This is a genomic window from Pseudomonas sp. GW456-12-1-14-TSB6, assembly GCF_059424205.1.
Genome location: NZ_JBWKZE010000010.1, coordinates 177,695 through 200,261 on the forward strand (window position 1 = coordinate 177,695; position 22,567 = coordinate 200,261).

The following is a 22,567-nucleotide window of genomic DNA, read 5'->3' on the forward strand; positions in this document are numbered from 1 at the left end:
CTGCGGGAACGGGCCTGCCCGCTCCCGCCTGTGTTCATCAGCGACCCTTGAACTGGGCCACGTTGGCGCTGTGCGATTCGGTTTTCGGCAGGCCCGCAATCCCCAGGCGTTCGCCGGACTGGGCGTCGAACAGCAGCACTTTCGACGGATCGAACTGCAGGGTCAGGGTTTCGCCCACCTGCGGTGCCACATCCGGCGCCAGACGGCAGCAGACCTTGGTGTCGTTGAGGTTGACGAACACCAGGGTGTCCGGACCGGTCGGCTCGGTGACCTGCACTTCAGCCTTGATGCTCGGCAGGCCATTGCCCTCGCCGTTCGCCAGCGCGATCTGCTCCGGACGCAAGCCGAGGATCACTTCGCGGTCTTCGAGACCGGCGTCCTGCATCGCCATCGGCAATTCGCAACGGGCCTGGCCGCTGTCGAGCAGCGCCACCAGACGACCGTCCTTGCGTTGCAGGCGCAGCGGGATGAAGTTCATCGGCGGCGAACCGATGAAGCTCGCCACGAACAGATTGGCCGGGTCGTTGTAGATCTCTTTCGGCGTACCGAACTGCTGAATGATCCCGTCCTTCATCACCGCCACTTTGTCGCCCAGGGTCATCGCTTCGATCTGGTCGTGGGTCACGTAGACCGTGGTGGTTTTCAGGCGCTGGTGCATCAGTTTCATTTCGGTGCGCATCTCGACGCGCAGCTTGGCGTCGAGGTTGGACAGCGGTTCGTCGAACAGGTAGATCTTCGGACGACGCGCCAGCGCACGGCCCATCGCCACGCGCTGCTGCTGACCGCCGGAGAGCTGGCCCGGCTTGCGATTGAGCAGGTGCTCGATCTGCAACAGCTTGGCCACGCGGGCGACTTCTTCGTCGATCGCCGACTGGCTCATCTTGCGGATCTTCAGACCGAACTCGATGTTCTCGCGCACGCTCATGGTCGGGTACAGCGCGTAGGACTGAAACACCATGGCGATGTCACGATCCTTGGGGCTCATGCCGCTGACGTCCTGGTCGCCGATCATGATTGCGCCGCCGGTGATGGTTTCCAGGCCGGCGATGCAGTTCATCAGGGTCGACTTGCCGCAGCCCGAGGGCCCGACGAGGATCAGGAACTCACCGTCCTTGATCGACAGTTCGATGTTCTTCAGGGTGTCCGGCAGGCCGGTACCGTAGGTCTTGTTTACATTGCGAAGTTCGAGCGTAGCCATGATTACCCCTTGACTGCGCCGGCCGTCAGCCCGCGCACGAAATACTTGCCTGCGACCACATAGACCAGCAGGGTCGGCAGCCCGGCGATCATCGCCGCCGCCATGTCCACGTTGTATTCCTTGGCCCCGGTGCTGGTGTTGACCAGGTTGTTCAGCGCCACCGTGATCGGTTGCGAATCACCGCTGGAGAACACCACGCCGAACAGGAAGTCGTTCCAGATCTGGGTGAACTGCCAGATCAGGCAGACCATGATGATCGGCGTCGACATCGGCAGGATGATCTGGCGGAAGATCGTGAAGAACCCCGCGCCATCGAGGCGCGCAGCCTTGATCAGCGCATCCGGAATGCTCACGTAGTAGTTACGGAAGAACAGCGTGGTGAACGCCAGACCGTAGACCACATGGATGAACACAAGGCCCGTGGTGGTGCTCGCCAGGCCCATCTTGCCGAGGGTGAACGAGGCCGGCAGCAGCACGGTCTGGAACGGCAGGAAGCAGCCGAACAGCAGCAGGCCGAAGAACAGCTGCGAACCGCGAAAGCGCCAGAACGACAGCACATAACCGTTCAACGCACCGATAGCGGTGGAGATGATCACGGCCGGAACGGTGATCTTGATAGAGTTCCAGAAGTAGCCGTCAACGGTGGCCCAGGCTTTCACCCAGCCGATGCCGCTGACCACGGTCGGCCAGCTCAGCAGGTTGCCGGTGGAAATGTCTTCCGGGGTCTTGAAGCTGGTCAGCAGCATGACCACCAGCGGTACCAGATACAGCAGGACCGCGAGGATCAGCACCGCGTAGATCGCGATGCGACTCAGGCTGATGGCCGGTTTGGAGGCGAGACTAGTCATGACGCTTGGTCCTCAGCTCGGAGTACAGGTAAGGCACGATGATCGCGAGGATCGCACCGAGCATCAGGATTGCACTGGCCGAGCCCATGCCCATCTGTCCACGGCTGAAGGTGAACGAGTACATGAACATCGCCGGCAAATCGGAGGAATAACCCGGGCCGCCGGCCGTCATGGCCGCCACCAGGTCGAAGCTCTTGATCGCGATGTGCGCCAGAATCATCACTGCACTGAAGAACACCGGACGCAGACTTGGCAGCACCACTTTCCAGTAGATGCGCGGCATGCTCGCGCCGTCGATCTGGGCAGCACGGATGATCGACTGATCAACGCCACGCAGACCGGCGAGGAACATCGCCATGATGAAGCCCGAGGCTTGCCAGACCGCCGCGATCACCAGGCAGTACACCACACGATCCGGGTCGATCAGCCAGTCGAGACGGAAGCCTTCCCAGCCCCAGTCCCGCAGCAATTTGTCCAGGCCCATGCCCGGGTTGAGCAGCCATTTCCACGCAGTACCGGTCACGATCATCGAGAGCGCCATCGGGTACAGGTAAATGGTGCGGATAAAGCCTTCGCGACGGATTTTCTGGTCGAGGAAAATCGCCAGTGTCACGCCGATTACCAGGGTGATGCCGATGAACATGCCGCCAAACACGGCCAGGTTCTTGCTCGCCACCCACCAGCGGTCGTTGTCGAACAGACGCTCGTATTGCGCCAGGCCTGCCCACTTGTAGTTCGGCAGGAACGTCGACGTGGTGAACGACAGGACAAACGTCCAGAGGATATAGCCATAGAAGCCCACCAGAACGATGAACATGCTCGGCGCCAGCACCAGTTTCGGTAGCCAGCGCTGCAATGCGTCGAACGGCGAGGCCTTGCTGAACACAGCAACAGAACTCATGGGAAGATCCAATAAAAAAAGAGAAGAGCAGCTACGAGTTGAGAGCTGCAAGACCAGCAGAGCAGCGCTCTTGTCTCGCAGCTTGTAGCTCGCAGCTCGTCGCTACCGCTTACTTGGCAGCCTTGATGGCAGTGCCGAGTTTCTTGGCAGCGTCGGCCGGGTCGGCTTTCGGGTCGTTGATGTAGTTGGTCACGACATCAAAGAACGCACCCTGCACGGCCAGCGTGGTCGCCATGTTGTGCGCCATGCTCGGTTGCAGGCCGCCGCTCTTGGCGTCTGCCAGGAAGTCCTTGGCAGCGGTCTGGGCGCAGGAGTCGAAACCGTACTTGCCCATGTCGGCGAGCATGTCGTTACGCACCGGGATCGAGCCCTTGTTGATGCTGAAGACTTTCTGGAAGTTTTCACCCAGCACGACTTTGGCGATGTCCTGCTGACCGGCCGCGGTGCCCGCGTCCTTCTGCTTGAACACGGCCAGCGAGTCGATGTTGTAGGTGAACGCCTTGTCGGTGCCCGGGAACGCTACGCACTCGTAGTCCTTGCCGGCGACTTTCTTGGCGGCGGTCCATTCGGACTTGGCCCAGTCACCCATGATCTGCATGCCGGCCTTGCCGTTGATGACCTTGGCCGCTTCCAGGTTCCAGTCCTGGCCTTTGCCGTCCGGGTCCATGTAGGTCGCGACTTTCTTCAGCTCGGTCAGGGCCTTGACCATTTCCGGACCGGTCAGGGCAGCGTTGTCCAGGTCGACCAGGGCTTTCTTGTAACCATCAACACCCATCACCGACAGCACGACCGCTTCGAACACGGTGCTGTCCTGCCATGGCTGACCGCCGTGGGCCAGCGGGATGAAGCCCGCCGCTTTCAGCTTGTCGCCGGCGGCGTAGAATTCTTCGAGGGTGGTCGGGGCTTTTTCGATACCGGCTTTCTTGAAGACTTCCGGGTTGATCCACAGCCAGTTCACGCGGTGAATGTTCACCGGCACGGCCACGTAATCACCTTCGAACTTCACGGTGTCGGAGACTTTCTTGTCGAGCAGGCTGTCCCACTTCTCGGACTTGGAAACGTCCTTCAGCACGTCAGTGTCGAGCAGACCGGTCGACGCCCATTCCTGGATGTCCGGGCCCTTGATCTGGGCAACGCCTGGCGGGTTGCCGGCTACTGCGCGGCTTTTCAGCACGGTCATGGCAGTCGCACCGCCACCGCCGGCGACAGCGCCGTCTTTCCAGGTGAAACCGTCTTTCTCGACTTGTGCCTTGAGCACATCGACGGCAGCTTTTTCGCCACCGGACGTCCACCAATGCACGACTTCCACCGAACCTTTGGATTCGGCAGCGGAAACACTCAGGGGCAGCACAGCGAGCGGGAACAGGGAGGCGACAGAAATGACAGTAGCGAGGCGAGAAATCGCATTCATCTGAGATGTACCTTTCTTGTTGTTATGCATGCAAGTCTGGTGCTTGCGCTGCACACGAGTTTAAACAGAGCGTTTCCCCCCGCAGGTAACGAAGGGACGCGCGAATGTCACCACATGGTTACACAGGAACGCTTCGAGACAGGTGTGCCAGAGCACTGGCCATGCTCGGTGCCAGCGGCAGACGCGGAATCAGAACGGCCTGCCAGGCGTGGTACAGATCCGGTTTGCCCGCCCAGATATCGGCACTCGGGCGGTTTTGCGGATCAAGTTCGTGGTGCCAACTGCCGTCGCAGCGGTCGATGAAATACATTTCGCAAAATTCCCAGAACAGGCGATACCAGGTTTCGTACTGCGCATCGCCGGTGCGTTTGAGCAAGGCACTGGCGGCAGCGCTGGCCTCGGCGTGGGTCCAGTGCAGGCGATGGAGCACCACCGCTTTGTTGTTCCAGTCGAGGGTATAGACGATGCCCGGCGCACCATCGACGTCCCAGCCATAACGGCAGTTTTGTTCGAACAGCTTTTGCGCATCGGTGGCCAGCCAGCCGGGCGTGAGCATGCCGGCCTGGACCCGCGCGGCTTCGAGGTGCAGCAACAGCCGCGCCCACTCGAAACCATGGCCCGGCGTGGTGCCGTAGGGACGGAAACCATCGGCGGGATTGTCATGGTTGTAGTCGCGCAGCGGCTGCCAGTTGCGATCGAAATGCTCGATCACCAGGTAATCGTTGGCGGCGGCGTGCCCGTGAATCACCCGCTCGACGATGCGTTTCGCACGCACCAGCCAGCGCGGGTCTTCGGTGACATCGGCCAAGGCAAGGAAGGCTTCGGTGGCGTGCATGTTGCTGTTGGCGCCGCGATAGGCTTCTTCTTCGCGCCAGTCGCGATTGAAGAACTCGCGCATGGCGCCCTCTTCCTCGCTCCAGAAATACGTGTCGATGATGTCGATGGCGTCATCCAGCAACGCCTGCGCGCCCGGACGTTGCGCGACCACTGCGGAACTCGCCGCCAGAGCGACGAAAGCATGCAGATAAGCGTTCTTGCCGGTGTTGCCGTCACGGTGTTCGGCGACAGCGAACCAGCCGCCGTGCATCGCATCACGCAACGGGCCGCGCAGGGCCGCGATGCCGTGATCGACCAGCTCGGCGAACCCCGGCAGGCCCTGAATGTGGGCCATGGCGAAGCTGTGGGTCATGCGTGCGGTGTTCATGGTTTCGGCTTGCGCGCCGGCCTGAAGCTGGCCGCGCTCATCGAGATTGCCAAACCCTTCGGGCAGCCGTGAAGCCTTGGCAAATGCCAGCAGGCGCAGGCCTTCATCGGCGAGCCATTGCTGGTGGGCAGGGGCGTTCAGCCAACTGCTGAAGCCCGGATTGAAATGATCCATGGGTGGCCTTTTTTGTTGTTATGACTGCGGGCAGTCTAAACAACGGGCCGGGAGGGGCTTGTAACGAAGGGGGCGGGTTTTGTCACCGACTGGTGACAATCAGATCAATCCGCCGAACGCGGCAATTGCAGGGTCACGCGCAATCCGCCTTCGCGCAGGTTCTGCAGCGTCACTTCACCGCCATGGCTATGGGCAATGTTGCGGGCGATCCCCAAACCGAGACCGTAACCCTGCTGCTGTCCCGCCAAGCGGAAGTGCGGCTCGAACACCTGCTCCAGCCGCTGCTCCGGCACGCCCGGCCCTTCATCGTCGACATGCAGCACAAACGCACGATCATCGTCATCGATGTGCAGGTGGGCGTTCTGCCCGTACTTCAACGCGTTGTCGATCAGGTTGCCGATGCAACGCTTGAGCGCCAGCGGCTTGCCCGGATACGCCGCCAACGCCCGCCCCTGCTGCGTCACGCGACCATTGCCGGCCGGCGCCAGATACGGCTCCACCAGACAGTCGAGCACATGGTTCAGGTCCACCGGCTCGATGTTTTCGTGAATGTCGGTGTCCTTAACGCATTGCAGCGCGCCTTTGACCAGCAGCTCCAGCTCATCCAGATCACGGCCGAACTTGGTCTGCAGCGTTTCGTCTTCCAGCAGTTCGACCCGCAGGCGCAGTCGCGTGATCGGTGTGCGCAGGTCATGGGAAATCGCGCTGAACAACTGGCTGCGCTCGGTCAGGTAACGGCTGATCCGCTCGCGCATGGTGTTGAAGGCGCGGCCCACTTCCACCACTTCGCTGCCGCCGCCCTCGGCCACCGGCTCGACATCGGCGCCCAGCGACAAATCCCGCGCGGCCCGTGCCAGACGCTTGAGCGGCCGACTCTGCCAGTGCACCAGCAGGCCGATGAACAACAACAGAAAACCACTGGTGAAGACGATGAACCACACCTGCTGAGTCGGCAGGCCTTGTTCTTCGAGACTGGTGTAGGGCTCGGGCAGCAGCGAGGCGATGTACAGCCATTCACCGGGCGCCAACTGAATCTGGGTCACCAGCACCGGCGGATTCACCGGTTCCAGGGTCAAGGCGTAATGCGCCCAGGAGCGCGGCAACTCATCGAGTTTCAACCCGGCGTTGAAAATCCGTAAGTCATCGGGGCTGACGAAGGTCACCAGAATGTCGGTGTCCTGGCCCAGCGACTGACGCAGCACTTCATCCACCGCTTTCAGTACCGCCGCCTTGCGTGGCGTCACCGGCAGCACTTCCATGCCCAGCGGTTTGTCATTCAGCGTCACCACAAAACGCGTGCCGCCCATGCTGCGCAATTGGTCGAGCACCAGCGGCCGATAGGCCACCGGCAACGAGCGGAAGTAACTGACGCTAGCGGTCATCGAATGGGCGAGGCTGCGGGCGCTGGTGACCAACCCTTCGAGCTGCGTCGCACGCAATTGGGACACCCAGATCACGCTGGACAGCGTCTGGGCGAACAACACCGCGAGCAACGTCAGCAGCAGCATCCGCCCGAGCAGCGAACGCGGCATCGGCACTTTGCGCGCGGTGGTGCGCAGGAACTCAGTGACCATTGCCGGCAACCACATTGGCTGCCAGTTGGTAGCCGCTGCCGCGCACGGTGCGGATCAGGCGTGGCGGTTTTTCAGTGTCGCGCAGACGCTGGCGCAAACGACTGACGGCCATGTCGACGATCCGGTCGAGGGGCATCAGGTCGCGGCCACGGGTGGCGTTGCCGATGGTGTCGCGGTCGAGGATTTCCTGGGGATGATCAAGAAACAGTTTCAACAGGGCGAAGTCGGCGCCGGACAGAATCACCTCCTCGCCGTCGGCGTGAAACAGCCGATGGCTGACCATGTCCAGCCGCCATTCATCGAACGCCAGCACTTCACTGCCGCCGCGATCCTGGCCGAATTGGGCGCGACGCAGCAGGGCCTTGATCCGGGCTTGCAGTTCGCGGGGGCTGAAAGGTTTGCCGAGGTAATCGTCGGCGCCGAGCTCCAGGCCGATGACCCGGTCGGCTTCGTCGGAACTGGCGGTGAGCATGATGATCGGCACCTGGGCCTGACGCGGATGCTGGCGCACCCAGCGGCACAGGCTGAAGCCGTCTTCATCCGGCAGCATCACATCGAGGATCACCAGATCGCTCGGCGCTTCGTTCAGCGCCTGACGGAAACCGGCGCCATCCGCCGTGGCCCGTACCTGAAAACCCGCGCGGGTCAGGTAGGTTTCCAGCAACTCGCGTATCTCCTGGTCGTCATCGACCAACAAAATCGACTTGTTGACTGAGCTCACTTCGAAGGCATCCTTGTTGTTGGAATTGGGCGGATTATGCCTGATGTGTAGACCGATCGTTCCCACGCTCTGCGTAGGAATGTATCAAGGGACGCTCCGCGTCCAGTGACGCGGAGCGTCACGGGCTGTATTCCCACGCAGAGGGTTCGACTCCTCGACGTGGGAACGCTCTTCAGCCTTCCTGTTCGAGCGCCACTCCTGCACCGACGAGACCGGAATACGGCGCTGTCACCAGCCACACCGGAATCCCCTTGAAGTAATCGCTCATGCAGCCCTTGTCGGCGAAGCTGCGGGCGAAACCGCTTTCGAGGAAGAAATCGGCAAAACGCGGAATCACGCCACCCACGATGTACACCCCGCCACGGCCGCCCGTGGTCAGCACGTTGTTGCCGGCCACGCGACCGAGCCAGCAGCAGAACTGCTCCAGCACTTCCAGGGCAATCGGGTCGCCTGCAAGACCTGCCGCAGTGATGGCTTCCGGCGTGTCGAGCTTGGGCTCATGACCATCCACCGCGCAGATCGCCCGGTAGACCCGCGGCAAGCCACCGCCGCTCAACGCGGTTTCCGCGCTGACGTGGCCGATCTCGTTGTGGATGTGCTGCCAGAGCTGGGTTTCACGCAGACTGCTCAGCGGCAGATCGACGTGACCGCCCTCTCCCGGCAACGCGGCAAACCGCCCTTCACCGAGATCAAGCAACGTACCGACGCCCAAGCCAGTGCCCGGGCCGATCACCACTGCCGGACGCAACGGCTCCGGCGTGCCTTCGCAAACCACGCGGAATTCGCCGGGCTGCAAACGGGTCATGCCCAGCGCCATCGCCGAGAAATCGTTGATCAGCAACAACTGCTCGACCTGCAAGGTCTGGCAGAACGCCTTGCGACTCAGGCGCCAGTGGTTGTTGGTGAACTTGAACTCATCGCCGCTCACCGGCCCCGCCACCGACAGGCACACCGAGCCGATAGCGCCCGGCGCCAGACCGAGCCCGCCGAGGTAGAGGCTGATCGCCTCTTCCGGGCTGGCGTGGTCGGCCGTGGCCAGCACCTGAACCGATTCGAGCTGCTGATCTTTCCACAACGCGAACCGCGCGTTGGTGCCTCCGATGTCACCGACCAAAGCCAGTTTCAATTAAGCGTCTCCAGGGCAGAAGTGAAGGCGCTGGCGCCCTGCTCCGCCGAGCTGAAGGCCAAACGCATGAAGCCGAATAGTTCGCGACCGCTGCCGATGTTGTTGCCCAACAGGCCTTTGGCAGGTTCGCGCGCTGCGAATTCGGCGGCGTCCACCTTGAGTTCCAAAGTGCCTTTGACGCCATCGACGCGGATGATATCGCCCTCTTGCACGCGCGCCAAAGCGCCGCCTACATAAGCCTCGGGACTGACATGAATGGCCGCCGGAATTTTCCCGGATGCGCCGGACATGCGCCCGTCCGTCACCAGTGCCACCTTGAAGCCGCGATCCTGCAGCACACCAAGGAACGGCGTCATCTTGTGCAGCTCCGGCATGCCATTGGAACGCGGGCCCTGGAAGCGCATCACCGCGACAAAATCCTTCTCCAGCAAACCGGCCTTGAAGGCGTCCGCCAGATCTTGCTGATCCTGGAACACCATGGCCGGCGCTTCGACGATCTGGTTTTCCAGCGCGACGGCGGACACCTTCATCACGCCGCGACCGAGGTTGCCTTCCATCACGCGCAAGCCGCCCTCTGCCGAGAACGCTCGGGCCACCGGACGCAGGATGTTTTCATCGAGGCTTTCAGTCGGGCCTTCGCGCCACACCAGCTTGCCGTTATCGAGGAACGGCTCCTTGGTGTATTGGCTCAAGCCGTGGCCGAGCACGGTGTTGACGTCTTCGTGCAGCAGGCCGGCTTCGAGCAGTTCGCGGATCAGGAACGACATGCCGCCCGCTGCCTGGAAGTGGTTGATGTCAGCCTTGCCGTTTGGATAAACGTGGCTCAGGGTCGGCACAACTTCGGAGAGGTCGGCCATGTCCTGCCAGGTCAGCTGAATGCCCGCCGCCATGGCGATGGCCGGCATGTGCAGGGTGTGGTTGGTCGAACCGCCGGTGGCGTGCAGCGCGACGATCGAGTTGACCAGCGCCTTCTCGTCGACGATTTCGCCGATCGGCAGGAAGTTACCGTTCTGTTTGGTCAGGCGCGTGACCTGGTGCGCGGCTTCGCGGGTCAGGGCGTCGCGCAGTGGTGTGTTCGGGTTGACGAAGGACGCGCCCGGCAAGTGCAGGCCCATCACCTCCATCAGCAGCTGGTTGGTGTTGGCGGTGCCGTAGAAAGTGCAGGTGCCCGGGCTGTGGTAGGACTTCATTTCCGATTCCAGCAGCTCTTCGCGAGTCGCCTTGCCTTCGGCGTACTTCTGCCGCACGTCGGCTTTTTCCTTGTTGGAAATCCCCGAGACCATCGGCCCGCCCGGTACGAAGATCGTCGGCAAGTGACCGAAACGCAAGGAGCCCATCATCAGGCCCGGCACGATCTTGTCGCAGATGCCGAGCATCAGCGCGCCGTCGAACATGTTGTGAGACAGCGCCACCGCCGTCGACATCGCGATCACTTCGCGGCTCGGCAGGCTCAGCTCCATGCCCGGCTCGCCCTGGGTCACGCCGTCGCACATCGCAGGCGTGCCGCCGGCGAACTGGCCGACCGAGCCGATTTCGCGCAGGGCGTTCTTGATCTGTTCCGGGAAGACTTCGTACGGCTGGTGCGCCGAAAGCATGTCGTTATATGACGAAACAATTGCGATGTTCGCCGAGTTCATCATCCGCAGGCTGTGCTTGTCTTCGCTGCCACACCCGGCCACGCCGTGGGCAAAGTTGGCGCATTGCAGTTTGCCGCGCATCGGCCCGTCGGTGGCGGCGCCGCGAATCAGTGCAAGGTAAGCCTGACGCGTGGCGCGGCTGCGGGCGATAAGCCGTTCGGTGACCTCAAGAACGCGGGGATGCATGTGTAGAACTCCAGGCTAACGGATGTGGCGACCTGATTGTCTATGCTGATCAAAAGCCCGTTCGCGTGGGATGACGAACGGTTTTCTTGATCATTCGGACCAGTTGATTCAGGTCACTCGTTGTAGATAAAACAAAATATTGCCACTAAAAAGGCTTGTTTTCTATTTTTATGCGAATAATCTTGTAATTCCAACAACAAAACGACGGCGGCGCTGTTCAATGACTCTTCGAATCGCAATCAATGGTTTTGGCCGCATCGGCCGTAATGTCCTGCGCGCACTGTATACCCAAGGCTATCGTCAGGATTTGCAGATCGTCGCCATCAACGATCTGGGCGACAGCGCGATCAATGCGCATCTGCTCAAATACGACACCGTTCATGGCACATTCGACGCCGAAGTGGCTCACGACAACGAGAGCCTGACCGTCAACGGAGACCGCATTTCGGTCAGCGCCATCCGCAACCCGGCCGACCTGCCATGGGCCGCGGAAAAGATTGACGTGGTGTTCGAATGCACCGGTCTGTTCACCGACCGCGCCAAAGCCGCTGCGCATATTACCGCCGGAGCACGCAAAGTGATTATCTCGGCCCCGGCCAAGGGCGCCGATGCCACCGTCGTTTATGGTGTGAACCACGACATCCTGCGCCAGTCGCACCAGATCATTTCCAACGCCTCGTGCACCACCAACTGCCTGGCCCCGGTGGCCCAGGTGCTGCACCGCGAACTGGGCATCGAAAGCGGTCTGATGACCACGATTCACGCTTACACCAACGACCAGAACCTGACCGACGTTTATCACACCGACCCGTACCGCGCCCGCTCCGCCACCCAGAACATGATCCCGAGCAAGACCGGCGCTGCCGAAGCCGTGGGCCTGGTGCTGCCGGAACTGGCTGGCAAGCTGACCGGCATGGCCGTGCGCGTACCGGTGATCAATGTGTCGCTGGTTGACCTGACCGTTCAGTTGAAGCGCGAAGCCTCGGCCGATGAAGTCAACGCATTGATGAAAGCCGCGAGCCAGCACTCGAAGATCCTCGGCTACAACACCCTGCCGCTGGTATCGAGCGACTTCAACCACAACCCGCTGTCGTCGATCTTCGACGCCAACCACACCAAATCCACGGGCAAACTGCTGAAAGTGCTGGCCTGGTATGACAACGAGTGGGGCTTCTCCAACCGCATGCTCGATAACTGCCTGGCGCTGTGCAACGCGGAATAAACGCCTGCTCCCACAGGTTTGATTTCAATCTGAAATCAACACTTGACCACTCGGGCGGATGATAAGCATTATCATTCGCTCGAAATGGATCAGGTCTTCCCGTGAGTCAATCACACTTCAATCACGTCTTCCTCGCCCAGCGCACTTCGCTGCTGCGGACCCTGGAACGGATGGTCAACAACCACAGCACCGCCGAAGACCTGTTGCAGGAAACCTACCTGCGCGTCACCCGGGCGCTGAGCGAACGGGCCATCGATCACCTTGAACCCTTTGTCTTCCAGACCGCGCGCAATCTGGCGCTGGACCATTTGCGCGCGCGCAAGATTCATTCGCGCACCATGGTCGACGACGTGCCGCAGGAGGTGGTGCACAGCGTCGCCGCCCCCGCCAGCAGTGCCGAAGACGCCGCTCACGCCGAACAATTGCTGGAGCGCCTGAACGTGAGTCTCGCTGAACTCAGCCCCCGCCAACAGCAGATTTTCATCCTCAGCCGCCTGCACGGGCGCAGCTATCAGGAAATCGCCGCAGAACTGAACGTGTCCCTCAGCACGGTGCAGAAAGAACTCAAACTGATCATGACCATCTGCATCGGTGTCGCCGAACGCTTGAACGGCGACTGATGCCGTAGGACTTTTCTGTAAACCTCAGGATCGACTGCACTGATCATCGGGCTTTGTTACCCTTGCCCGACTTTTACGCTTCACTAAAAAACAGCCGTGCACAGACACTGCCGAGGAAACACCGTGACGGACACCCACCGCTCCCCTTCGCCTTCATCGGCGCAGGACGCCGCCAGCGCAATGGACCAGGCTCTGGACTGGCTCATCGTGCTCGGCAGTCCGGACGAGGAGCAGACACGGCAATTCCATGCCTGGCTGGCGGCCGATCCCTTGAATGCCGAGGCGTTCGCCAAGGCCCAGGCGATCTGGGACGGCCCGCAGATCGCCCAGTGCGCGCAGAATCTCGCGGCCAAACCGAAGAAAGTCACCGTCCTCACGCGTTTGCGCCCGCATTGGAAACCGCTGGCCACCGCCGCCGTGCTGCTGCTCGGACTGTTCAGTTTCAGCAACCTGCCGATGCGTTTGCAGGCCGATCACCTGACCGTGGTCGGCGAGCGTCAGCGCCTGCAGCTCGAGGACGGCTCGAAAGTCCTGCTCAACACCAATTCCGCGTTCTCCAGCACGATCAACGATCAGCAGCGAGTCGCGCGGCTGTATCAGGGCGAAGCGTTTTTCGAGATCCCGGCCAGCCGCAGCCAGCCGCTGGAAATCGACGCCGGGCCGGTGAAGGCCAGCGTGCGCGACACCGCATTCGCCGTGCGTTATCTGGACGGCGTGGCGCAGGTGCGGGTGCAGCGCGGCGATGTCGATCTGCGGGCGACCCGTGATGATGCGCGGGTGCGCCTGTCCGCCGGGGAAAGCATCCGCATCGGCCCGAACGGTTTCGACCGCCCGGCCAAGGTCGACGCCGCCACCGATCTGGCGTGGGTGCAAGGTCGGCTGATCTTCGAAAACTGCCCGCTGAACCAGGTGCTGGCCGAACTGCGCCGCTACTACCCGGGCTTCATCATCAACGCCAACGAACAGTTGGCCGACGTCGCCGTCACCGGCAATTACCGTCTCGACCAGCCGCTGGATGTGGTGCGTTCGCTCGCTCACATCACCTCGGCCAAGCTTCGGGAATTCCCGGCGCTGGTGATCTTGAACTAAATGAGAATTATTTTTACTCGATAGCCAAAGCTCGTTCGTCTCGTTATAGCCAATGCAATTGATTCGCATCTCGCGAGATCAATCAGCACCTATAAAGATTCGTGCGACACGGAGCGCTATCGATGTCCTCACGCCTTACCCGTCAGACCTCCTCCCCTTCCCGCGTGCTGTCGCTGCTGACCGCCGCTATCTTGATGGCCGGCACCGCGCCGCTGATGGCCGCCACCGAACAGCCGACGCGCAACATGGGCGACTACTCGTTCGCCATTGCCCAGCAGCCGCTGGTGTCGGCGCTCAACGCGTTCACCGCCGTCACCGGCTGGCAGGTCGGTTTGCCGGCGGAACTGGGTCAAGACGTGTCGTCGCCGGGCGTGCGCGGTTCGCTGCCACCGGAAAAAGCCCTGGAGCGCCTGTTGGTGGGGACCAACCTGAGCTTCCGCAAACTGAGCAACAACAACGTCGTGCTGGAAAAACGCGCCAGCGGCGGCGCACTCAATCTTGATCAGGTGACCATCAGCGCCACCCGTCAGGAACAGTCGGTGAGCAGCGTGCCGGCCACCGTCACCGTGCAGACCCGCGAGGATCTGGATCGCAACAACGTCAATACCATCAAGGATCTGGTGCGCTACGAGCCGGGCGTCTCCGTCGGCGGCGCCGGCCAGCGCGGCGGGATCAGCGGCTACAACATTCGCGGCATCGACGGCGACCGGATTCTGACGCAGGTCGACGGCGTCGAAGTGCCTGACGGTTTCTTCAACGGCCCGTACGCCAAGACCCAGCGCAATTACGTTGACCCGGAAATCGTCAAACGCGTCGAAATCCTTCGTGGCCCGGCCTCGGTGCTGTACGGCAGCAACGCCATCGGCGGCGCCGTCAGTTACTACACCCTCGACCCGGACGACATCATCAAGCCCGGCAAAGACGTCGGCGCCCGCCTGAAGACCGGCTACAGCTCCGCCGACGAGAGCTGGCTGAAATCCGCCACCGTCGCCGGTCGCACCGACCAGTTCGACGGCTTGCTGCACTACAGCCAGCGCGACGGTCACGAAACCGATTCCTACGGCAGCAACAACGGCACCGGCCTTGAACGCACCGCCGCCAACCCGGAAGACGTGAAAGCCACCAACGTGCTGGCCAAGATCGGCTGGAACTACAACGAAGGTTCGCGCCTGGGCCTGACCTACGAAAAGTACAAGGATGATCGCGACACCGATCAGAAAAGCGCTTACGGCGGCCCTTACTTCAACGGTGCCCCGACAATCCCGGACAGCGTGCTGCCCGGCGGCATGTACCAGTGGCGCACCGGCAACGACACCATCACCCGCGAGCGTTTCGGCCTGGAGCACAGCTTCGAGTTGAACAGCCTGCTGGCGGACAACGTGAAGTGGAGCCTCAACCACCAGACCGCCAAGACCGATCAGAGCACCGACGAGTTCTACTACCCGATCACCCGCAAAGTGCTGCGCACCCGCGACACGATTTACGAAGAGAAACAGTGGGTCTTCGACGCGCAACTGGACAAGGCATTCGCCATCGGTGACACCGATCATGTGCTGACTTACGGCACCACCATCAAGCAGCAGAAAGTCACCGGATCGCGCAGCGGCGACGGCAAGTGCCTGGCGGTCGGTCGCGGCTGCACCGCCATCGGCGCTACCAGCGCAGCCGACGTGCTGAAAAAGTCCAGCGACTTCCCGGACCCGACCATCAACACCTACAGCCTGTTCGCCCAGGATCAGATCAGCTGGAACAACTGGACCTTCCTGCCGGGCCTGCGCTACGACTACACCCAACTCAAGCCACACATCACCCAGGAGTTCCTTAACACCGTGGCCGCCGACGGCCAGGGCACGGTCAGTGATTCGAACAAGACCTGGCATAAAGTCTCGCCGAAATTCGGCCTGACCTACGCCCTGACCGAAAACTACACCTGGTACGGTCAGTACGCCGAAGGCTTCCGCACCCCGACCGCGAAAGCGCTGTATGGGCGCTTCGAGAACAGCACCACCGGCTACAACGTGGCGCCGAACCCGGACCTGGAACCGGAAAAAAGCAAAAGCTATGAAACCGGCCTGCGCGGCAACTTCGAGCAAGGCTCGTTCGACGTGGCGGTGTTCTATAACAAGTACCGCGACTTCATCAACGAAGACGCCGTCACCCCGGGCTACAGCGAGCTGACGTTCCAGTCCAGCAACATCAAGCACGCCACCATCAAGGGTGCCGAAGTCAAAGGTCGTCTGAACCTCGATTCCTTCGGCGCGCCGCAAGGCCTGTACACCCAAGGCTCGATTGCTTACGCCTACGGACGCAACAACGACAACGGCGAACCGTTGAACAGCGTCAACCCGCTGACCGGCGTATTCGGCCTCGGTTATGACCAGGACAACTACGGCGGCCTGCTGAGCTGGACCGTGGTCAAGAAGAAGGATCGCGTCGACGACAGCAACTTCAAATCGCCGGACGGTGTCAGCAGTCAATTCAAGTCGCCGGGCTTCGGCATTCTCGATCTGGCCGGTTATTACAAGGTCACCGACGACGTCACCGTCAGCGGCGGCATCTACAATCTGACCGACAAGAAATACTGGCTGTGGGATGACGTGCGCGGTTACGACAGCGTCGGCGAAGCCTCGGTGACACAACCGGCCAACCTCGATCGCCTGACCCAGCCGGGTCGCAACTTCGCGATCAACCTGGTCTGGGATATCTGATCCGGATGACCTCACGGCGCGCATGCATTGCCGCGTCGTGAGGTTTTTTTACTGTCCGGCGCTTGCCCGTACGTCTCGTTATCAAGCGCCTCTTCTTTTCAAGGACATCTCATGAGCACCCCGGAAAAAGCCCTGCGTTCACAACGCCTGAACCAGATCACCCACGAGCCGCACAGCAAGCTCGATGCACTGGTCAAGGCCCACGCACCGTTCGAGACCCGCGCCAATTTCGCCCGCTTCGTGGTCGCGCAGTACCTGTTCCAGTCGGAACTGGTGTCGCTGTACAACGATGCCGAACTGACCGCTATCGTCCCTGACCTGCCGGCCCGCTGCCGCGCCGAAGCGGCAAAAGCGGACCTCGCCGACCTGGACACCGAAGTGCCTGCGCCAGTCGCCGGCGCGGTGAAAAACCCGAGCAAGGCCCGCGCCCTGGGCTGGATCTTCGTCTCCGAGGGCTCCAAGCTCGGCGCCGCGTTCCTGATCAAACGCGCTGTCGCGCTGGACCTGAGCGAAACCTTTGGAGCCCGTCACCTGGGCGAGCCTGAGGGCGGTCGTGCAGAAGGCTGGAAGAGCTTTGTGCGCACCCTCGATTCACTGCAATTCAGCGCTGAAGAAGAAGCCGAAGTGGAGCAAGGCGCGATTGATGCGTTCAACCGCTTCACCGTGCTGCTGGAACAGGCTTACGCCACAGAAGCCGAGCCGGCCTGATCCTGACCACTGTAAAACCCTGTGGGAGCTGGCTTGCCAGCGATGATGGCGCGTCAGACAACATCCCTGTCGACTGACCGGACGCTATCGCTGGCAAGCCAGCTCCCACAAGGAATTGCGTAAGTCTGTAAGATTCCCACCTTGTCACATAAGCCTCTCGCTGAGCCCATGCCCCAACCCGCCGCCTCCCGACTCGCCCGCCTGCTGTTTGGCCTGCTCGCCTATGTCAGCCTCGGCATCGGCCTGATCGCCATCGTCGTGCCCGGCCTGCCGACTACCGAGTTCATCCTGCTCGCCGCCTGGGCCGCGACTCGCAGTTCGCCGCGTCTAAGTGGCTGGCTGGAAAACCATCGACTGTTCGGGCCGATCCTGAGCAACTGGCGCAACGGCAAGATCATCGCCCGCAAGGCCAAGGTCAGCGCCACGGTCAGCATGCTGCTGTGCGCCACGCTGATGCTGGTGATGCTCGATCACGGTTGGCCGATTTATCTGGCGATTGCCGGGATGACCCTGGGCAACCTGTGGATCTGGTCGCGACCGGAAGCGTTGCCGAAGATTTCCTGATTTTTCTCTTGTTTTCAGGGTATTTACCCGCGCAAACGTTTAGCCGTGACCGCTCGTCGGCTGGTAATTCATGCCTCTGCGCCTCGCGCCGATGAGCATTGAATGGCGCTGAATGGATTTGGCGAACCGGGCACCTTCCTGCCCCTTAGCCAACAGCTCATCCATTCGCGAGAACGTCCCATGTTCGACTCTCTGTCCATTCGCCTGAAAATCGTCCTGCTCTCCGGCCTGTGCCTGCTCGGTGTGGTGGCGCTGATCGTTGGCATCAACATTTACCAGACCAACCAGAACGACGAACTGGTCAGTGCTTCCAGCAGCAAGATGCTCACCGCCAGTGTGCAGAATCTGTTGCAGGCCAAGGCTGCCGAGCAAGCGGTGCGGGTGCAGAAAACCTTCGGCGAGAGCCTGTTGGCGATCACCGCGCTGGCCGACCAGATCAAGGACATGCGAGCGATGGCCGCCAAGCGTTCGCTGGACGCCGGCGCCTTGCGTGAAGAGTTGAACCTGAGCCTGAAGACTGCGTTCGAGCGCAACAGCAAGGTGCTCGGCATCTGGCTGGCCTTCGAACCGAACGGGCTGGACGGCAAGGACAGCGAGTTCGTCAACGACGCCGCGCGCCAGTCCAACGAGGCGGGACGTTTCGCCAGTTACTGGAGCCGTGCTGCGGGTCCGTCGCTGAACACGATCATGGTCGAAGACGACATGAACAAGACCACCCTCAGCGTCAGCGGCACGCCTTACAACAGCTGGTACACCTGCCCTCGCGACAACAAACGCACCTGCCTGCTCGACCCTTACGCCGACACCGTGGGCGGCAAGGAAATGCTCATGACCACCATTTCCGTGCCCCTGCTGGTGGACGGCAAGGCCATCGGCGTGGTCGGTGTCGACATCGCCCTCGACGCCCTGCAAGCAGCGGCCGTGGACTCTCAGCGTGACCTGTTCAACAGCGCCGGGCACATGCTGATCGTCTCCGGCAGCGGCGTGCTCGGTGCCTACAGCGCGGATGCCGGCAAGGTCGGCAAAAGCATCGGCGACACCCTCGGCGCCGAGGGCAAGGACGTGCTGCAACTGCTGAGTGCCGGCACACCGAAGATTCTCGAACGGGGCGATCTGATCCGCGCCGTGTATCCGGTCAACCCGATTGCCGACTCCAAGGCCTGGGGCGTGGTCATCGACCTGCCGAAACAAGTGCTGCTGGCCGACTCGGTCAAGCTCCAGGCAGTGCTCGACGACGCGCAGCAAACCGGCACCATTACCGCCCTCGCAGTTGCAGTGATCGCCGGTCTGATCGGCCTGCTGCTGATCTGGCTCACCGCCTCCGGTGTGACCCGTCCGATCAACAGCGTTGCCGAGATGCTGAAGAACATCGCCAGCGGCGAAGGCGACCTGACCCAGCGCCTGAACTACACCAAGCAGGATGAACTGGGCGAACTGGTGAACTGGTTCAACCGCTTCCTCGACAAGCTGCAACCGACCATCGCCCAAATCAAACAGAGCATCACCGAGGCTCGCGGCACCGCCGATCAATCGTCGGAAATCGCCCGCCAGACCAGTGAAGGCATGCAGGTGCAATTCCGCGAGATCGATCAGGTGGCCACCGCCTCCAACGAAATGAGCGCCACCGCCCACGACGTGGCCAACAGCGCCTCGAATGCGGCCAACGCGGCGAAAGGCGCCGATCAGTCGGCCAAGGACGGCATGTCGATCATCGAGCGCAGCACCCGTGACATCAATCAGCTGGCCGACGAAGTCAGCAGAGCGGTGACCGAGGTCGAAGAGCTGGCAGTCAACAGCGAGCAGATCGGTTCGGTGCTGGAAGTGATCCGCAGCATTGCCGAGCAGACCAACCTGCTGGCGCTGAACGCCGCGATCGAAGCGGCCCGGGCCGGAGAAAGCGGTCGTGGTTTTGCGGTGGTGGCCGACGAAGTCCGTAACCTGGCCAAGCGTACTCAGGATTCGGTGGAAGAAATTCGCGTGGTCATTGAACGCATCCAGACCGGCACCCGTGGCGTGGTCGCGACCATGCACTCGAGCCAGACCCAGGCCCACAACAACGCCGGTCAGATCCGCCAGGCCGTGGACGCTTTGGGCAAGATCAGCGACGCGGTCACCGTGATCAGCGACATGAACCTGCAAATCGCCAGCGCCGCCGAACAGCAAAGCGCCGTGGCCGAAGAGGTCAACCGCAACGTCTCGGCGATCCGTACCGTCACCGAAACCCTGACCGAACAGGCCACCGAATCGGCAGCGATCAGCAGCCAGCTCAACGCCCTGGCCAGCCAGCAGATGAAATTGATGGATCAGTTCCGCGTATAACGCCCGCCGCTATAAGCCTCCCTCCCTCTGGGAGGTGCGATACGACGGTTCGTGTTGCTCGCGAAAAAGCTCTGCCGGTTACCATTTGATTGGCTGCCGATTGCATTTCGCGAGCAGATTCTCCATGCAATCCCAGACATCGAGCCATTCGTCTCTGACAATAATTTCAACGTCCTGACAATCGAAACCTATAAGAACCCCCAACTTCTAATGCCAACCATTCCACTCAAAAATAAAAAGGGGGAGGAAGAAACCTCCCCCTTCATGGTCATGTATAGAGAGTAATATCATCCAAATTAACAGTCAGCGCATTACTTAACGCATTTTCAAAAATAAGTTTCACCTTTCCTTTATCAAACTCACGAGAAGAACTAAAAGCAAAAATAAATCTCTTCCAATCATCTTTCAATCGTATTTCCTGCTTGAAAACCTCATCTTCAGAAAGATTCACAGCCACAGATATCGGCGCGGAGGAATTAGGCATATTAAGCTTCAAACTAAGTTCCAGATAGATTTTCTTACCCGCTGGAAATTCCTCATACTCCTTCTCAAAGACTATAGCTCCGACATACTTATCCATCTTTAAGACTACGTGGTAGTGATCGCCTTCTTCTGGTATTGCAGAGTGATTAAAAATCAAAGCAGGATCGGTAGGCTCTAGATATACAATGTCCGCCGAGCTGTTAAAAACCCACCCATTCCGAAACGCAAACCTAAAGTCCGTATGATCATTAAATTCAGTTTTAGTATTCATAACAACATCTCCATGCAGTGATTTTTTTTACTACTCGAAGTAGTAAATTCCGATTCAGCCAAGAAACCCACTGTCAAATCTGACAGTCCTGACGAACGGTCGCATATAAATCTTCGACCAAGCTGAACCGGATCACTCCCCCCGGAAATTCATCTGATAACGCCGCCCCTTGCACTATCATCCCTCTCTTTCCGGAGGGCCTTCGATGACCGATCTGCTCACGTCCATTCAAGCCGCGCTCGGCTTGTCCCCCACGCCGATTCCGTTCACCGGCGAGGGCGCCCTGCCCTCGGCGTTTGCCGTCACCGACCTGGCCTGCGCGAGCATTGCCGCTGCCGGGCAAGCCGTCGCCGAACTTCTTCAGCAGCAAACCGGGCGTTTGCCCGCCATTGAAGTCGACCGTCGGCTGGCCTCGTTCTGGTTTGCCACTTCACTAAGACCGATCGGCTGGGAAGTGCCGCCGCTGTGGGATCCGGTAGCCGGTGACTACGCGACCAAAGACGGCTGGATCCGCCTGCACACCAACGCTCCGCATCACCGCGCCGCCGCTGAAAGCGTACTCGGCGCCTGTGTCGACCGCGCGGCGATGGCGGCGAAAGTCGCGCAATGGGCCAGTGCCGATCTGGAGCGAGCGGTGGTCGAGGCCAAGGGTTGTGCGGCTGAAATGCGCAGTTGGGAACAGTGGCAAAAACATCCGCAAGGGTTGGCGGTGAATGCCGAGCCCTTGGTGCATTTCAGTGACGGGAAAGAAGAAAGTCATCAACCCTGGCAAGGCTCGGTGGCGCGGCCATTGGCCGGGCTCAAGGTGCTCGATCTGACCCGCGTACTGGCCGGCCCGACCGCCAGCCGCTTCCTCGCGGGGCTCGGCGCCAATGTGCTGCGCATCGACCCGCCGACCTGGAACGAACCCGGCGTGGTGCCCGAAGTGACCCTCGGCAAACGCTGTGCGCGACTGGATCTGCATGTGCCGGCAGATCGCACAGTGTTTGAAAGCCTGCTCAAGGATGCCGACATTCTTCTGCACGGTTATCGTGCCGACGCCCTTGAACATCTCGGCTTCGGCGTTGAACGTCGCCGGCAACTGGCGCCGGGGCTGATCGACGTCTGCCTCAACGCTTACGGCTGGAGCGGCCCGTGGCAGAACCGTCGGGGCTTCGACAGTCTGGTGCAGATGAGCAGCGGGATTGCCGAGGCCGGACAGCGCTGGAAGCAGGCTGACAAACCGACGCCGTTGCCAGTGCAGGCGCTGGATCATGCGACGGGGTATCTGATGGCGGCGAGTGTGATTCGGTTGCTGACTGAACGGTTACGCAGTGGTCGAGGTGGATCGGCACGGTTGTCGCTGGCGCGGACGGCGAAGCTGTTGGTTGAGCATGGGGCTGGGACTGACGAAGCGTTGCGTCCGGAAAATCCACAGGATCAAAGCTCGCTGGTGGAGCAGACACCCTGGGGGCCGGCGCATCGGCTACAAGCGCCGCTTCGTATCGCTGGAACGCCGTTGCAGTGGACTTTGCCGGCAACTGAATTGGGTTCACATCGGGCGCAGTGGTGACCTCTCCACCGTTTTCGCGAGGAACCCGAGCATCGCCGGCCAATCGAAAGA

General features: G+C 61.1%; 18 protein-coding genes and 1 pseudogene. 9 read left to right on the plus strand and 10 right to left on the minus strand.

All coding sequences use genetic code 11. The features are described 5' to 3' along the window. Positions 1-37 precede the first annotated feature (37 nt). From AC07Y2_RS12185 to edd, 9 genes are all read right to left on the minus strand, one after another. A complete protein-coding gene (locus tag AC07Y2_RS12185) occupies positions 38-1,198 on the minus strand; it encodes an ABC transporter ATP-binding protein (protein WP_103386020.1) in 1,161 nt (386 codons plus the stop codon). Positions 1,199-1,200: 2 nt separating this feature from the next. Next, on the minus strand, positions 1,201-2,046 hold the full coding sequence (locus AC07Y2_RS12190) for a carbohydrate ABC transporter permease (protein WP_007951164.1): 846 nt from the start codon (positions 2,044-2,046) through the stop codon (positions 1,201-1,203). After that, positions 2,039-2,947 (minus strand): carbohydrate ABC transporter permease, encoded by a 909-nt coding sequence (locus tag AC07Y2_RS12195; RefSeq protein WP_007951166.1) that lies wholly within the window; start codon positions 2,945-2,947, stop codon positions 2,039-2,041. Before AC07Y2_RS12195 ends, AC07Y2_RS12190 begins: the two co-directional genes overlap by 8 nt. 109 nt (positions 2,948-3,056) lie before the next feature. After that, positions 3,057-4,358 (minus strand): ABC transporter substrate-binding protein, encoded by a 1,302-nt coding sequence (locus AC07Y2_RS12200; RefSeq protein ID WP_074688308.1) that lies wholly within the window; start codon positions 4,356-4,358, stop codon positions 3,057-3,059. Positions 4,359-4,476: 118 nt separating this feature from the next. Continuing rightward, positions 4,477-5,736 (minus strand): D-mannose isomerase, encoded by a 1,260-nt coding sequence (locus tag AC07Y2_RS12205; RefSeq protein WP_103386019.1) that lies wholly within the window; start codon positions 5,734-5,736, stop codon positions 4,477-4,479. Positions 5,737-5,840: 104 nt separating this feature from the next. After that, positions 5,841-7,268, minus strand: coding sequence for an ATP-binding protein (locus AC07Y2_RS12210; RefSeq protein WP_163976892.1), 1,428 nt, complete (start codon positions 7,266-7,268; stop codon positions 5,841-5,843). A gap of 31 nt (positions 7,269-7,299) precedes the next feature. Beyond that, complete coding sequence (locus AC07Y2_RS12215; protein ID WP_074688312.1) at positions 7,300-8,031, minus strand: response regulator; 732 nt, start codon at positions 8,029-8,031, stop codon at positions 7,300-7,302. A 172-nt stretch (positions 8,032-8,203) separates the two neighbouring features. Continuing rightward, positions 8,204-9,157 (minus strand): glucokinase, encoded by a 954-nt coding sequence (locus AC07Y2_RS12220; protein WP_103386018.1) that lies wholly within the window; start codon positions 9,155-9,157, stop codon positions 8,204-8,206. Continuing rightward, the gene (gene edd, locus AC07Y2_RS12225; RefSeq protein WP_103386017.1) at positions 9,154-10,980 is read right to left on the minus strand and encodes a phosphogluconate dehydratase; all 1,827 of its coding nucleotides are present in this window, start codon (positions 10,978-10,980) and stop codon (positions 9,154-9,156) included. The genes AC07Y2_RS12220 and edd overlap by 4 nt, the downstream gene beginning before the upstream one ends. A gap of 220 nt (positions 10,981-11,200) precedes the next feature. Here edd and gap point away from each other — a divergent pair, with 220 nt between their 5' ends. The 8 genes and pseudogenes from gap (at position 11,201) to AC07Y2_RS12265 (ending at position 20,210) form a co-directional block, all read left to right on the plus strand. Next, positions 11,201-12,202, plus strand: a complete 1,002-nt coding sequence (gap, locus tag AC07Y2_RS12230; RefSeq protein ID WP_064598953.1) for a type I glyceraldehyde-3-phosphate dehydrogenase — start codon at positions 11,201-11,203, stop codon at positions 12,200-12,202. A 101-nt stretch (positions 12,203-12,303) separates the two neighbouring features. Continuing rightward, positions 12,304-12,822, plus strand: a complete 519-nt coding sequence (locus AC07Y2_RS12235) for an RNA polymerase sigma factor (RefSeq protein WP_039766069.1) — start codon at positions 12,304-12,306, stop codon at positions 12,820-12,822. Positions 12,823-12,945: 123 nt separating this feature from the next. Beyond that, positions 12,946-13,911 (plus strand): FecR family protein, encoded by a 966-nt coding sequence (locus tag AC07Y2_RS12240; RefSeq protein WP_039766067.1) that lies wholly within the window; start codon positions 12,946-12,948, stop codon positions 13,909-13,911. A 122-nt stretch (positions 13,912-14,033) separates the two neighbouring features. Further along, positions 14,034-16,619 (plus strand): TonB-dependent receptor, encoded by a 2,586-nt coding sequence (locus AC07Y2_RS12245; RefSeq protein WP_103386016.1) that lies wholly within the window; start codon positions 14,034-14,036, stop codon positions 16,617-16,619. Between the two features lie 111 nt (positions 16,620-16,730). Continuing rightward, the gene (locus tag AC07Y2_RS12250; protein ID WP_085667956.1) at positions 16,731-17,327 is read left to right on the plus strand and encodes a biliverdin-producing heme oxygenase; all 597 of its coding nucleotides are present in this window, start codon (positions 16,731-16,733) and stop codon (positions 17,325-17,327) included. A gap of 168 nt (positions 17,328-17,495) precedes the next feature. Further along, entirely contained in the window at positions 17,496-17,891 is a 396-nt protein-coding gene (locus tag AC07Y2_RS12255) for a YbaN family protein (RefSeq protein WP_039766063.1), read from the plus strand. A 453-nt stretch (positions 17,892-18,344) separates the two neighbouring features. Then, positions 18,345-19,352: pseudogene (locus AC07Y2_RS12260) on the plus strand (methyl-accepting chemotaxis protein); the annotation flags it as partial. A gap of 102 nt (positions 19,353-19,454) precedes the next feature. After that, on the plus strand, positions 19,455-20,210 hold the full coding sequence (locus AC07Y2_RS12265) for a methyl-accepting chemotaxis protein (protein WP_408980490.1): 756 nt from the start codon (positions 19,455-19,457) through the stop codon (positions 20,208-20,210). 268 nt (positions 20,211-20,478) lie between these two features. Here AC07Y2_RS12265 and AC07Y2_RS12270 read toward each other — a convergent pair whose 3' ends face one another. Continuing rightward, positions 20,479-20,964: a hypothetical protein gene (locus AC07Y2_RS12270; RefSeq protein ID WP_103386015.1), complete on the minus strand. Its 486-nt coding sequence runs from the start codon at positions 20,962-20,964 to the stop codon at positions 20,479-20,481. Positions 20,965-21,169: 205 nt separating this feature from the next. Between AC07Y2_RS12270 and AC07Y2_RS12275 the strand changes: the two genes are divergently transcribed. Beyond that, positions 21,170-22,516: a CoA transferase gene (locus AC07Y2_RS12275; RefSeq protein ID WP_103386014.1), complete on the plus strand. Its 1,347-nt coding sequence runs from the start codon at positions 21,170-21,172 to the stop codon at positions 22,514-22,516. Positions 22,517-22,567: the final 51 nt, after the last annotated feature.